Origin of the sequence: Ancylobacter sp. Lp-2, from assembly GCF_020523795.1 — a bacterium.
In the GTDB taxonomy this organism is placed as follows: Bacteria; Pseudomonadota; Alphaproteobacteria; order Rhizobiales; family Xanthobacteraceae; genus Ancylobacter.
In genome coordinates this window covers 637,182-649,738 of record NZ_JAJALI010000002.1, presented here as the reverse complement: position 1 = coordinate 649,738, position 12,557 = coordinate 637,182, and the positions used below count along the sequence as shown (strand labels likewise).

Genomic DNA, 12,557 nt, shown 5'->3' with positions numbered 1-12,557 from the left:
GGAGGGCCGCCGCCCCGATGAGGGGAGGTGGCCGGCTCAGATCAGTCCGGCGGCGGTCATCAGTTCGGTCACCTTTCGGCTGTTGAGCTTCGAGGGATCGATCTTCGGCGCCTGCAAATCGGAGAGCGGGACCAGCTTGGCGTTGGAGGCGGCATCCTTGCCGACGGCGTATTCGTAGGAGGTGCCGTCCTTGAGGGTGTCCTGCCCGGCCTTGCCGGTGATGAAGGCGAGCAGCGCCTGCGCTTCCTTCTGGTGCAGGCTCGACTTCAGCACGCCGCCGCCGGAAATGCTGACGAACGCGCCGGGGTCCTCGTGGCGGAAATAATGCAGGGCGACGTTGTTGCTGTTCTCGCCGGTCTTCGCCTGATCGCCGAACCAGTAGTAGTGATAGATGATGGCGCCTTCGATCTCGCCGGCATTGACCGCCTTCATGGCGATGCTGTTGCCCTTGTAGGGCAGGGCGTTCGCCTTGAGCGCCTTCAGCCAGGCGAGCGTCGCCTCCTCACCCTTCAGGTCCAGCATGGCGCTGACGATGGCCTGGAAGTCGGCCCCGGCCGGCGCCGCGCCCCAGCGGCCCTTCCAGGCCGGATCCGCCAGATCCATGATCGATTTGGGCAGCTTGTCCTCGCTCAGCTTGGTCTTGTCATAGGCGAAGACGGTGGAGCGGGCGGCGATGCCGATCCATCGCCCGTCGGAGGGGCGGAACGCCGCCGGCACCTGCGCGAGCGTGGCCGGATCGACCGGAGCGAACAGGCCGGCGCTGTCCGCCAGCGTCATGGCCGGCGAATTCTCGGTCAGGAAGACGTCGGCAGGGGAGGCGTCGCCTTCCGCGATGAGCTGGTTGGCGAGCTGCATGTCGCTGCCCTGGCGCATGGTGACGGGTATGCCGGTCGCCTTGGTGAAGGCCTCGGTCCATTCGCGCCCGAGGCTCTCATGCTGGGCGTTGTAGACAACGATGCCGGCGGAGGCCCCCGAGGTCTGTCCGACGGCCGGCGCAGCGGCGCCGAGCAGCATGGCGAGCGCGGCAAGGCCGGCCAGGCGATGAGCGGACATTTTCATGCAACCTCCAGGAAAACATGCAGTGAAGCACTTCGGTGGAGGGAGCTATAGAATTCCGGCAAGAGCCTTTCAATGAGCAGCTGTAGTCGGATCACGATGAAAACGACTATGTGAAATCAATTGGAATGTTTCTAAAGAAATGATGCGCCTCTCGCGGGATATGCTTCGCAGCGGCCGTCAGTGTTTGCGATGCGGGATCTTCGCTGCCGGTCGGGGACGCCGAGGCTGCATTGCCGCGGCGGCGTTCGGGCAACCGGGAGGCCGCCGCCCCGCTCCGACTGTTGCGGAGCAGGGCGGCCGGAGACGCGCTGCCGGATGGCGCTGCCGTCGCCGCGATAGGCGGCGCGGACTCACCAGGCGGCGGTGCGCACCGGGGTGAGGTTCTCGAAGCCGTCTTCCGTCACCACGATCATGTCTTCGATGCAGATCGCCCCGATTTCGGGGGGGATGATCATCGGCTCGACATAGAAGCACATGCCGGCCTCGATGATCGTCGGCTCGGAGGCGGCGAAGGTCGGCGTCTCCACCAGGTCGAGACCGTAGCCGTGGCAGATCGACCAGTCCCACGGCGCGAAGCCGGCGCCGGCGATGAGCTCGCGCATGGCGGCGACGATGTCGCGGTCGGCGACGCCGGGGCGGATCATCGCCTTGCCGGCGTCGAGCGCGCGCCGGCAGGTCTCGACCATGGCGGCGACATCGGCCGCCGGCTGGCCGGCGACGACGTTGCGCGACATGTCGGACTGGTAGCCGCCCAGCTTGCAGCCGAGGTCGATGACGACGAGCTGGTCGGGCAGGATCCTGCGGTCCGGCCGCGGCGGCATGTTCTTCAGCGCGCCACGCTTGCCGGAGCCGACGAAGCAGCCGAACGTCATCTGCTCGGCGCCGGCGGCCATGCAGCCGCGATGCGCCGCCGCCGCCACCTCCGATTCGGTGACGCCCGGCGCCACCGCCGCCATGGCGGCGTCCATGCCGGCGGCGGTGATGGCGCCGAGCCGGCGCAGCAGCGCGATCTCCGCCGGCGACTTGATGACCCGCTGCGCCTTCATCAGCCCGCCATCGTCAAGAAGGCGATGGCCCTCCAGCGCCGCGTCGAGCCCGACGCGCAGCGCGTAGGGCAGGCGGTCGAAGCCGGCGACGCCGATGCGCCGTCCCGGCCGCCACCCCGCCGCGAGACCGGCGACGGCGGCGATCACCTCGGCATAGTCCAGCCCGACGGCGCGCACGTCGCGCAGCCAGGTGGTCTGGATGTTGGAGTGCATCGGCTCGCCATGCGCCACCGCGCTGGTGACGAGCACCGGGTCGCCCTCGCGACCGACCAGCACCAGAGAGCCGCCGATCCAGGTGGGCGGCATGTAGAAGCCGCTGAGATAGCGGACATTGCTGCCGTTCGCGCCCTCCTCCCAGACCAGCAGCGCGTCGAGATCCAGCGCCTCAAGGCGCGTCTGCACCGACCGGATGCGGGAGCGGAATTCGCTCTCGTCGAAATCAAGTTCAAGGACCGCGCTGCGCTCCTTCCAGCCATATGGATTTCTTGATTCCATTTTTATAACTTCCTTCTATTGTCTAATTTTCTTGTATTTATACTTATAAATACTTGATGATATCTCGACGTTTCATGTAATGAGGGGGTATCGAGAGGCTGAATGGGAGTGTCGAGCATGGATGACGACAGGGAGGTCCCCCCCGGGCCGCAGGCGGGCCCGATCCCGCATGGCCGGGCGAGGGCGGTGGAAGCCGTGGTGAGCGCGACGCGGGCGCGGCTGGCCGCCGGATTGCTGCGTCCCGCCTTCGGCAGCGAGCCGGCCGATTTCCTCGCCGTGTTGCGGCAGGGAGAGAAGCGATGAGCGGCAGCGTCTCGCCGCGCTGGCTGCCGGTACGCGTGGTCGCCAGAGGGATCGCGGAAGGGTCGGTGCGGGCCGCCGCTTTGGTCGAGGAGTTCACCGACGCCGAACACCGGCTGCGTCACCTCAACGCCTTCGTGCGCCATGATGGCGAGGAGGCCGGCGCGGCGGCGGAGAGGGCGCCCGAAGGCCCGCTCGGCGGCGTGGCGCTGGCGCACAAGGACATGTTCCACCGCGACGGTCGCGTCACCACCTGCGGCTCGCGGCTGTTCGCCGGCGTCGCGGCGGAGGGAACCGCCACCGTGCTGCAACGGCTCGACGCGGCGGGCGCGCTCGATCTCGGCACGCTGCACATGGCGGAGTTCGCCCATAACAGCACCGGCCACAACGCCTTTCTCGGCCCGGCGCGCAATCCGTGGAATCCGGCGCACATCACCGGCGGCTCGTCCTCCGGGCCGGGCGCGGCGGTCGCGGCGGGGCTGGTGCATGGCGCGCTCGGTTCGGATACCGGCGGCTCGATCCGGCTGCCGGCGCATTTCTGCGGCGTGACCGGGCTGAAGCCGACCAGCGGGCTGGTCTCCCGCGCGGGTGCCATGCCGCTGTCCTTCAGCCTCGACACCATCAGCCCGATGGCGCGCTCCGCCGAGGACGTCGCCGCGCTGCTCGCGCCGCTGGTGGGCACCGATCCGCGCGACCCGACCGCCGAGCCGGCGCCGGGCGCCCATTATGTCGCCGCCTGCGGCGCGCCGGTCGCCGGGCTGCGGGTGGGGCTGCCGACGGCCTTCTACACCGACGGCCTGTCGCCCGACGTCGCCGAGGCGCTGGAGGCCTGCGCGCGGGTGCTGGAGCGGCTCGGCGTCGAGATCCGGCCAGTCGAGCTGCCGGACCAGGACGGGCTGAGCGCGGCGCAACTGGTGCTGGTCGCCAGCGAGGCGGCGAGCCAGCATCGCGAGCGCCTGTTCACCGACGCGCCCTATGATCCGCAGATTCGCAACCGCCTGCTGAACGGCCTCGGCTATTCGGCGCAGGACTATCTCCAGGCGCTGCGCGGACGTGGGGCGGCGCTCGCCGCCCATCTCGCCGCCCTCGACGGGTTCGACGCGGTGCTGACGCCGGTCGCGCCGTTCGATGCGCCGACGCTGGCGGAGACCGATATTGGCGGTGGCCCCGATGCCGAGGCGCTGATCCAGTCGATCAGCCGCTTCATGCGGCCGGCCAATTATCTCGGCGTGCCGGCGCTGGCCTTCCCGGCTGGCTTTTCCCGGCGCAGCCTGCCGGTCGGGCTGCAACTGGTGGGTCGCCCCTTCGGCGAGCCGACGCTGCTGGCGCTCGCCGCCGCCTATCAGCGGCAGACCGGGCATCACCGCCAGATACCGCCGGGCGTCTGAGGCACTGGTGAGCGGCGCGGGACCGGCGTCGCTCACGGCAACACCGCCGCCAGCGCCGTAGCGGCGCGGTCGACGTCGTCGCGCGCATTGTGCAGGTGGAAGGACAGCCGCAGCCGCCCGTCGCTGGCGGCGACCAGCAGCCCTTCCTCCGCCAGCCGGGCGGCCACCGCTCCGGCCTCAGCGCAGGGGATGGCGACGCTGGAGCCGGCATGGCCGGCCTCCATCGGTGTCCAGAGCGGGATGTCGCGCGCGGCGAGCATCGCCTTCAGCCGGCCGGCGAGGGCGAGCGCGTGAGACTCGACCGCTCGGAGCGGCAGGGCGTCGACCCGGTCCAGCGCCGCCTTGAGCGCGTAGAGCGACCCGAAATTCGGGTTGCCGGCCTCGATCGCCGCCATGCCGTCGCGCGGCGCCCAGTCGAGCCGGCCATCGGCGACCCGGTAGCGCGCCGCCGAGTTCCAGCCCGGCGCGACGACGGGGCAGGGGCCGAGCCGCTCCTCGTTCCAGTAGAGGAAGCCGGCGCCGTGCAGGCCGAGCAGGAATTTATGGGTGCAGGCGACGAGGATATCGCAACACTCGACGGGAATCTCGACCACTCCCGCCGCATGCGAGACGTCGACCAGCAGCGCGGCGCCGGCCGCCCGGCAGGTGGCGGCGAGCGGGGCGAGGTCGAGCCGCCGGCCGGTGAGGAAGCTGACATGGCTGACGCACACCGCCCGGGTACGCGGTCCGATGGCGGCGATCAGCCGCTGTTCGGCTCCCTCGCCGGCAGGCACGAAGCGCAGCGCACCGGCTTCGGCGGGTCGGCCGGCGAAGGCGAGGGGCAGCGAGGGGAATTCGTCGTCGAGCATGACGATGTCGCCGGGCGTCATCGTTAGCGCGCGGGCGGCGAGGTCCATGGCGTGGCTGACGCTCGCCGTGAAGGCGAGCCGCCGCTCGGGATGCGGCAGGCGGAGGCGACGGCCGAGTGCCGCGCGGGCGGCTTCCACCCGCTCCTCCATGCGGCGCCGGCCCGGCCCGCCGCCGCTCTTGTCGGCGGCGTAGTCGGCGAGCGCGTCGAGCACCGCGCGCAGCACCGGCGCCTCGCCGCCGGCATAGAGATGGCTGACGCCGTCGGGCAGGCCGACGAACTCCGTGCGCGGCAGCAGCGGGGCGGCGGGGGCGTCCGGCAGGGAGGCGGTATCGGTGTCTTCAGCGGCCATGGTCGTCAACTCGCAAGGTTGAGGAAGGCGCGGCTGCGCGGGTCTTGCGGGGCGGCGAAGAAGGCGGTGGCCGGCGCGTCCTCGACGATGACGCCGCGCTGCATGAACACCACCCGGTCGGCGACCTCGCGGGCGAAGCCCATTTCGTGGGTGACGATGATCATGGTGACGCGGTCGTCGGCGGCGAGCCGGCGGATCACCGCCAGCACCTCGGCGACCTTTTCCGGGTCGAGCGAGGCCGTCACCTCGTCGAACAGCAGCACGCGCGGCTTCAGCGCCAGCGCCCGCACGATGGCGACGCGCTGCTGCTGGCCGCCGGACAGCTGCCGGGGGTAGCGGTCGGCGAGATCGGCGAGCCCGACGCTGTCGAGCAGCGCCAGCGCCGCCCGTCGCGCCTCCGCCGGCGGCTGGCCGAGCACATGGATGGGCGCCTCGATCACGTTCTCCAGCGCGGTGAGGTGCTGGAACAGGTTGAAGTGCTGGAACACCATGCCGATCGGGCGGCGCAGCTCGCGCGCCTCGGGCGGATCGTCGGGGACCAGCCGGCCGGCGAAGCGGCGATAGGGCAGCTGGCGGCCGAACAGCTCGATCTCGCCGGCATCTGGCCGTTCGAGGCCGGCGATGAGGCGCAGCACGGTGGTCTTGCCCGAGCCCGAGCCGCCGATCAGCGCCAGCCGCTGGCCCTCCGGCACGTCGAGCGAGAAGCCGGACAGGATGGTGGTGCCGCCGAAGGTCTTGCGGATGCCGGTGAGCTTGAGGGCGTTCAGCGGCGGGGTGAAGCGCGGGGCGTCAGGAGCGGTCGGCAAGACGCACCTCCACGCGGCGCAGGATGAGGGCGGCGACGAGGCTGAAGGCGAGGAAGATCAGCCCGACCAGCGTCAGCGGCTCGTAATAGCGGTAGGTCTGGCTCGCCTCCTGCAGCGCGGTGCCGAGCAGTTCGTGCACGCCGATGACGGCGAGCAGCGGCGTCTCCTTGAACATGGCGATGAGATAGTTGCCGAGCGCCGGCACCACCGGCGGCAGCGCCTGCGGCAGCACGATGTGGCGCCAGATGCGGTAGGCCGGCAGGCTGAGCGCGCGTCCCGCCTCCCATTGCCCGCGCGGGACCGCCTCGATGCCGGCGCGGTACACTTCCGCCGTGTAGGTGGCGTAGTGCAGGCCGAGCGCGACGATGCCGCAGGCGACGGTCGGGATGCGCACGCCGTAGAGCGGCAGCACGTAGTAGATGAAGAAGATCTGGATCAGCAGCGGTGTCGAGCGCACGAATTCGACGAACATCGAGGCCGGCCGGCGCAGGACGGCATGCGGCGAGCGCCGCAGCAGCGCCAAAGCGAGGCCGAGCACCAGCGCCAGTGCCATGCCGCCCAGCGTCGCGGCGAGCGTGACCAGCGAGGCTTTCAGCAGGATCGGCAGCAACTCGCTGGCATAGTCGAGCTGGAACATCATCGCGCGCCCGCCACGGTTGCGCCCGCGCCATAGCGGCGCTCCAGCGCCCGCACCGCCAGGGTCAGCGTGTAGGCGATGGCGAAGTAGATCAGCAGCAGCAGCACATAGACCATGGTCACCCGGCCGGTGGTCTGCGCCAGCGCGTTGCCGACGAAGGCGAGGTCGGAAATGGTGATCAGCGACAGGAGCGAGGTCGCCTTGACCAGCTCGACCAGCTGGTTGCCGAAGGGCGGCAGCATCGCCGGCAGCGCCTGCGGCAGCAGCACCCGGCGCAGCACCTGGCTCGGCGGCATGTGCAGCACCAGCGCCGCCTCGATCTGCCCGCGCGGCACGGCGAGCAGTGCGCCGCGCACGATCTCCGAGCCATAGGAGCCGAAATTCAGCGCCAGCGTGGCGATGCCGGTGGTCCAGGGCGACAGTTCGATGCCGATCAGCGGCAGCACGTAGAACATAAAGAACAGCTGCACCAGCAGCGAGGTGCCGCGGAACAGTTCGACATAGACGACCGCCGCCGCCGCTACCGCCTTGACGTGCGACAGCCGGGCGAGGCCGGCGATCAGCGCCAGCAGCGCCGCGACCGGCGCGGTCAGCAGCGTGATGGCAACGGTGGTCACCGCCCCGTCGAGGAGGCGGGGGATGAGGGCGATGACGGTGGTGAACAGTGTTTCCATGGTCCGATGTCGTTGGCTCCCGTCCGGCCGGGGCGGGCCGGACGGGAGGTCGTCGCGATCCGAGGACGGATGCCGTGCCTCAGGCCTTGCAGAGCTCGGCCGAGGTGGGGGTCGAGGCGATCGGGGACAGCGCCTCCGGCAGGCCGTACTTCTTGTTGATCGCGGCAAGCTGGCCCGAGGCGATCAGCTTGGCGAGGCCGGCGTCATAGGCCTCGCGCAGCGCATTGTCCTCCTTGCGGAAGCCCATGGCGGCGTAGTCGATCGCCGGCTTGCCGTCGACGATCGGGTCGGCGAAGTCCTTGACGATCTCCAGGCCGGAATCCGTCATGGTCTGCAGCGTCGGGTAGATGATGACCAGCGAGCAGAAGGCGACGTCGGCGCGCCCGCCCTGCACGGCGGCCAGCAGCGGCGCGGTGTCGGGCAGCACCACCCACTGCGATTCCGGCACGCCGGCGGCCTTGGCATAGGCCTCCTCGACGCCGCCGCGCAGCACCGCCATCTTGATGGCCGGGTTCTTCTTGACGTCGTCGAGGCTCTTGATGCCGAGCGGGTTGCCGGCCTTCACCACCATGGTCTCGCGGCTCATCGAATCCGGGTTGCCATAGGCCAGCACCTCGCAGCGCTTCGGGCGGATGTAGAGCCCGGTGCAGATCACGTCGAAGCGCTTGGCCAGCAGGCCGGGAATGAGGGCGCTGAACTCGGCGACCACCGGCTCGACCTTGGTGACGCCGCTGCCTTCCATCGCCGCCTTCAGCACGTCGGGCGACTGGCCGGTGAGCACGCCCTTGTCGTCGAGGAAGGCGTAGGGCAGCTGGTTGGACAGGCCGACCTTGAGGGTGGCGGGCAGGGCGGCGGCCTCGGCGCGCGGGGCGGCGATGAGGCTGCCGAGCCCGGTGCCGATGAGGCCGGCGCCGGCACCCAGCTTGAGAAGGCCGCGGCGGTCGATGGAAAACGTCATGGAAGGCTCCTCTGTCGGAAGGTTGCTTTTTGAATTGGTGCCGTTCGGCACTCTCTTTCTCGGCGGCGGTCAGCCGGCGATCTCGTCATGGCGCTGGGCCAGGGTCTGCAACGCCAACTGGCGGCCGGCGATGATGTGGTCTTCCATCGCCTTGCGGCTGGCGGCCGGATCGCGCGCGCGCAGCGCCTCGACGATGCCGGCGTGATGGCCATAGGTGAAGCCGATGGCGGTGATCCGGCGCGACGCCCGGAGCAGGCGCTCGACGTCGTCGGCCAGCAGCTGGTTGCGGCTGCCGCGGGCGATGATCAGGTGGAAGTCGAGGCTGTGCGCCATGTCCGTACGCTGGCCGCTGTCGTCGAGCGACGAGGTGCGGCAGCAATCGTGCTCGCAGAGGTCGGCCAGCAGATCGAGCTCGGCGACGGTGAGGTGCAGCGCCGCCCGCTCGGCGGCGGCACCCTCCAGGATCACCCGCAGGTCGAACGTGTCGAGCACGTCCCTGAGGCTCAGCCCGCGCACGACGTAGCCGCGACGCGGGAACAGCTGCACCAGCCCTTCCTGGCACAGCAGCGCCAGCGCCTCGCGCACCGGGGTCTTGCTCACCGACAGCCGGGTGGCGACCTCCTTCTCCAGCAGGATCTCGCCCACCGGGATCCGCTGGTCGAGAATGTCGCTGCGCAGCGTTTCCAGCACCATGGTGCGCAGATCGGGGCGGGGCATCTGAGATCCTTGAGATATATCTCCAGTATGTTTCTTGGAGGCGCATGCCGAAGGCAAGGCCAAAAAAGCGTCAGCCGGTGGAGCGAAATTGGTCAGCGAAAACGATGCGGCCACGCCCGATGCGGGCGCTCAGGGGCGCCGCACCGGGCATGGCCGTGCGTCGACATCGATGGTGCGGCGCGCCCGTGCGCGCCGGCGTTCAGCGGATCAGCGGCACGTAATGGTGCGGCTGGCGCATCGCCACCAGATCCTTGCGGCGCACCACATTGGTCGGGTAGGGCGTGTCGAGGTTGGAGGTGTCGATGGCTGTCGTGATGATGCCTTCGCCCTCGCCGAGGATCGCCTCGCGGCGCGGGAACTCGAAGGTGTCCGGCCCGAACACGCCGCTCTTGCCGTGATAGCCGGCGGCGGGATCGAGCACGTTGGCGAAGGCGAGATGCACATTGTTCTCGCCGGCGCGGGCGCGCATCAGGTGCCAGTGATGCGGGTCGGCGCCGGTGGGGATCGGGTAGTTCTGCGCCACCTTGGAGCCGGCATGCGGCGCGGTCAGGCTGCCGCGCAGCGCCGCCGGGCAGGCGACGAGGTCGCAGCCGCGCAGCGCCAGCACGCGCCCGGCCTCGGGGAAGGCGGCGTCGTGGCCGATCAGCAGGCCGACGCGCCCGAAGGCGGTGTCGAACACGCCCCATTCCTCGCCCGGCGTCGCCCAATTGTGGTCGGAGGCATCGAGATGGGTCTTGCGGTAGCTGCCGATCACCCCCTGCGGCCCGACCAGCACGGCACTGTTGTACAAGGCGCCGTCCGCCTCCTCGGCGAGGCCGGCGACGAGGTGCAGGCCGTGGCGCGCGGCGATGGCGACCAGCCGGGCGACCGCCGGCCCGTCGAGCCGCTCGGCGGCGGGGGCGTCGAGCCCGGTGACGGCGCGCTCGGGAAACACCACCAGTTCGGCGCGCTGTTCGCGCGCCGCCTGTCCCGCCAGGTCGTCGATGCGGGCGAGGTTGGCGCCGACGTCGCCGGTCGGCGCGAACTGCGCGACGGCGACGCGCGAGCGCCGGCCCGGCGGCAGCGGCCGGTGGCCGTACAGCTTGAAGAAATCGAGCGGGTTCCAGCTATGCGTGTGGGTCGGCAGCTCCATGTAGAGCTCCGGCCGGCGCTGCTCGAACACCTTCTCGCCGAGCATGCGCCGCTCGCGGGCGCGTTCGAGGTCGAGTTCGGCATAGGCGACGCCGTCGCCGGAATCGATCACCGCCTCGATGGCACCGTCCGGCCCGATGACGCAGCTGCCACCGGAGAACTGCACCGTGCGCTCCAGCCCCCAGCGATTGGCCTCGATCAGGTAGCAGCTGTTCTCCACCGCGCGGGTGATCCAGTAGGGCGCCGGCGTGCGCTCGGCCAGCCAGTTGGAGATGTGGCAGATGATGTCGGCGCCGCCGAGCCCGGCGAGCCGGGCGGTCTCGACGAAATGGATGTCCATGCACACCAGCATGGCGATACGGCCGATGGGGGTGTCGAACACCTGGTGGCCGAGATCGCCCAGCGCCGACCATTTCGGTTCGGAGATGTAGGGATGCGTCTTGCGGTGGGTGCCGACCACGCCTTGCGGACCGATCAGCACGGCGGCGTTGTAATAGAGGTTGGTGGTCGCATCGACCTCGGGCATGCCGACGACGATGTAGCAGCCGTGCTGGCGCGCCAGCGCGGCGAAGCGCTCGGTGGTGGCGCCCGGCACCGGCTCGACGAAGGGGGCGACCTCGTCGCGGTCGAACCAGCAATAGCCGGTGGTGCCCATTTCCGGCGTCACGATCAGTTTCGCGCCGGCCTGCGCGGCCTCGCCGACCAGGTCGAGGAGGCGGGCGATGTTGCGCTCCTTCTCGAACATGGTCGGTTCGAACTGGACGGTGGCGACCTTCAGCGGGGTGGTCATCGGCGTTCTCCGGGCAAGAAGGGGCGTCCGGCGTGTCGCGGGGGGGCGCGCGCCGTGGTTTTGGGCAATCTGTTGAGACGCTTTTCCTCTCCCCACCCGAACGCGGCTGTTGCCGAGTTCGGTTCCGGCAAGGCCGAAGCCGGAAACATCCGGCCTCGGCGGAGAGGCGGCCCGCGAAGCGGGTCGGTGAGTGGCGACGACATTGGGAGCCGAAGAAGACCCCTTACCCCACCCCTCTCCAGCAAAATCGGACGCGTCCGGTTTTGATCTGGCCGGAGGCCGAACTCGGCAACAGCCGAGTTCGGTGCGGGGAGAGCGAGCAGGTCGCTCGGCCGTCGCTCCTCAGCCGAGATACGACTTCAGGATCGAGGCGCCCATCGTGTATTTGGGGTCCACCATGTTGCCCAGGCGCACGCGGCCGCACTGGGTCAGCAGCATGTAGGCCTCGATCTCGTCGAAGCCGAAATCGGCGGCCATCCAGCGGATCAGGTCGCGATAGGCCATGCGGGTGGCGTCCTCCATCGGGCGGGTGGAGCCGATGGACATGATGAAGTCCTTGGTCTCCAGTCGCGGCGTGTGGATGGTCCAGCCCTTGATCAGGTCGATCTGGATCGTGGTGACGGTCGGGTGCTCCAGCGCTACGCCGCACAATTCGCCGTCGCCCTGGGTGGCGTGGCAGTCGCCGAGATAGAGCAGGCCGCCCTTGGTGTTCACCGGCAGGTAGATCACCGCGTCGACGCCAACGTCCGGCAGGTCCATGTTGCCGCCGTAATAGTCCGGCTGCAGCGAGGTGATCGCCTCGATCTCCGGCGAGGTGCCGATGGTGCCGATGAACGGCACATAGGGCAGGGTGAGCTTGTCGCTCCACCTGGTGCCGGTCTCGGCGTCGACATGCAGCTTCTTGACCTTGATCGGCAGCGGCGCGTTGAGCATCGCCGTGTCCTTGGTCGGCACCAGGCCGCCGAAATCCGGCATGATCAGCGTGGTGCCGACCGGCTGTTCGCCGCGCGGGACGATGCTGCGGATGTGGACGGCGAGCGTGTCGCCCTTTTCCGCGCCCTCGACGAAGATCGGGCCGTTCTGCGGGTTGAGATAGGGGAAGTTCAGGATCTCGAGCGGGTTGTCGGTCTCGTGCTTGATCTTGCCCTCGAAGGCGTCGTGCGTCTCGGCGGCGACCACCGCGCCGGGCTGGACCTTCAGCACCGGGTCGACATAGGGGCCGTAGACATAGTGGTAGGTACCCTGCTCCGCCTCGGTGAGGGTGTGGAGCGCGCCTTCCTTGCCCTTGGCAAGGCCCTTGCGCGCCATGATGGAGTTTTCGAGCCAGGACATGCTGTTCTCCTTGAAAGTGGCTGTC

12 protein-coding genes are annotated in these 12,557 nt (G+C 69.7%); 2 read left to right on the top strand and 10 right to left on the bottom strand.

The genetic code is table 11. From position 1 onward, the window contains the following. Positions 1–36: 36 nt before the first annotated feature. Together LGR54_RS07640 and LGR54_RS07635 are read right to left on the bottom strand one after the other, a co-directional pair. Positions 37–1,059, bottom strand: a complete 1,023-nt coding sequence (locus tag LGR54_RS07640) for an iron ABC transporter substrate-binding protein (protein WP_230361343.1) — start codon at positions 1,057–1,059, stop codon at positions 37–39. Positions 1,060–1,409: 350 nt separating this feature from the next. Beyond that, positions 1,410–2,600: a Xaa-Pro peptidase family protein gene (locus LGR54_RS07635; RefSeq protein ID WP_230361342.1), complete on the bottom strand. Its 1,191-nt coding sequence runs from the start codon at positions 2,598–2,600 to the stop codon at positions 1,410–1,412. Positions 2,601–2,717: 117 nt separating this feature from the next. Between LGR54_RS07635 and LGR54_RS07630 the strand changes: the two genes are divergently transcribed. After that, on the top strand, positions 2,718–2,903 hold the full coding sequence (locus LGR54_RS07630) for a hypothetical protein (protein ID WP_230361341.1): 186 nt from the start codon (positions 2,718–2,720) through the stop codon (positions 2,901–2,903). Next, positions 2,900–4,288 (top strand): amidase, encoded by a 1,389-nt coding sequence (locus LGR54_RS07625; protein WP_230361340.1) that lies wholly within the window; start codon positions 2,900–2,902, stop codon positions 4,286–4,288. The genes LGR54_RS07630 and LGR54_RS07625 overlap by 4 nt, the downstream gene beginning before the upstream one ends. 32 nt (positions 4,289–4,320) lie before the next feature. Here LGR54_RS07625 and LGR54_RS07620 read toward each other — a convergent pair whose 3' ends face one another. The 8 genes from LGR54_RS07620 to LGR54_RS07585 form a co-directional block, all read right to left on the bottom strand. Continuing rightward, complete coding sequence (locus LGR54_RS07620; protein WP_230361339.1) at positions 4,321–5,487, bottom strand: aminotransferase class V-fold PLP-dependent enzyme; 1,167 nt, start codon at positions 5,485–5,487, stop codon at positions 4,321–4,323. 5 nt (positions 5,488–5,492) lie between these two features. Further along, a complete protein-coding gene (locus LGR54_RS07615; RefSeq protein WP_304511994.1) occupies positions 5,493–6,293 on the bottom strand; it encodes an amino acid ABC transporter ATP-binding protein in 801 nt (266 codons plus the stop codon). Next, on the bottom strand, positions 6,277–6,933 hold the full coding sequence (gene ehuD / locus LGR54_RS07610) for an ectoine/hydroxyectoine ABC transporter permease subunit EhuD (protein ID WP_230361338.1): 657 nt from the start codon (positions 6,931–6,933) through the stop codon (positions 6,277–6,279). Before ehuD ends, LGR54_RS07615 begins: the two co-directional genes overlap by 17 nt. Then, entirely contained in the window at positions 6,930–7,604 is a 675-nt protein-coding gene (ehuC, locus tag LGR54_RS07605; protein WP_230361337.1) for an ectoine/hydroxyectoine ABC transporter permease subunit EhuC, read from the bottom strand. The genes ehuD and ehuC overlap by 4 nt, the downstream gene beginning before the upstream one ends. 79 nt (positions 7,605–7,683) lie before the next feature. Next, a complete protein-coding gene (gene ehuB / locus LGR54_RS07600; protein ID WP_230361336.1) occupies positions 7,684–8,562 on the bottom strand; it encodes an ectoine/hydroxyectoine ABC transporter substrate-binding protein EhuB in 879 nt (292 codons plus the stop codon). A gap of 69 nt (positions 8,563–8,631) precedes the next feature. Then, a complete protein-coding gene (locus LGR54_RS07595; protein ID WP_230361335.1) occupies positions 8,632–9,279 on the bottom strand; it encodes a GntR family transcriptional regulator in 648 nt (215 codons plus the stop codon). A gap of 199 nt (positions 9,280–9,478) precedes the next feature. Beyond that, complete coding sequence (locus tag LGR54_RS07590; RefSeq protein WP_230361334.1) at positions 9,479–11,200, bottom strand: nitrilase-related carbon-nitrogen hydrolase; 1,722 nt, start codon at positions 11,198–11,200, stop codon at positions 9,479–9,481. A 342-nt stretch (positions 11,201–11,542) separates the two neighbouring features. Then, entirely contained in the window at positions 11,543–12,532 is a 990-nt protein-coding gene (locus LGR54_RS07585) for an acetamidase/formamidase family protein (RefSeq protein WP_230361333.1), read from the bottom strand. Between the last annotated feature and the right edge of the window lie 25 nt (positions 12,533–12,557).

Excerpts from the sequence above, each read along its gene's own strand:
- LGR54_RS07640 (WP_230361343.1), bottom strand. The coding sequence starts at position 1,059 with ATGAAAATGTCCGCTCATCGCCTGGCCGGCCTTGCCGCGCTCGCCATG.
- LGR54_RS07630 (WP_230361341.1), top strand. The coding sequence starts at position 2,718 with ATGGATGACGACAGGGAGGTCCCCCCCGGGCCGCAGGCGGGCCCGATC.
- ehuD (WP_230361338.1), bottom strand. The coding sequence starts at position 6,933 with ATGATGTTCCAGCTCGACTATGCCAGCGAGTTGCTGCCGATCCTGCTG.
- ehuC (WP_230361337.1), bottom strand. The coding sequence starts at position 7,604 with ATGGAAACACTGTTCACCACCGTCATCGCCCTCATCCCCCGCCTCCTC.
- LGR54_RS07590 (WP_230361334.1), bottom strand. The coding sequence starts at position 11,200 with ATGACCACCCCGCTGAAGGTCGCCACCGTCCAGTTCGAACCGACCATG.
- LGR54_RS07620 (WP_230361339.1), bottom strand. The coding sequence starts at position 5,487 with ATGGCCGCTGAAGACACCGATACCGCCTCCCTGCCGGACGCCCCCGCC.
- LGR54_RS07635 (WP_230361342.1), bottom strand. The coding sequence starts at position 2,600 with ATGGAATCAAGAAATCCATATGGCTGGAAGGAGCGCAGCGCGGTCCTT.
- LGR54_RS07625 (WP_230361340.1), top strand. The coding sequence starts at position 2,900 with ATGAGCGGCAGCGTCTCGCCGCGCTGGCTGCCGGTACGCGTGGTCGCC.
- ehuB (WP_230361336.1), bottom strand. The coding sequence starts at position 8,562 with ATGACGTTTTCCATCGACCGCCGCGGCCTTCTCAAGCTGGGTGCCGGC.
- LGR54_RS07585 (WP_230361333.1), bottom strand. The coding sequence starts at position 12,532 with ATGTCCTGGCTCGAAAACTCCATCATGGCGCGCAAGGGCCTTGCCAAG.
- LGR54_RS07595 (WP_230361335.1), bottom strand. The coding sequence starts at position 9,279 with ATGCCCCGCCCCGATCTGCGCACCATGGTGCTGGAAACGCTGCGCAGC.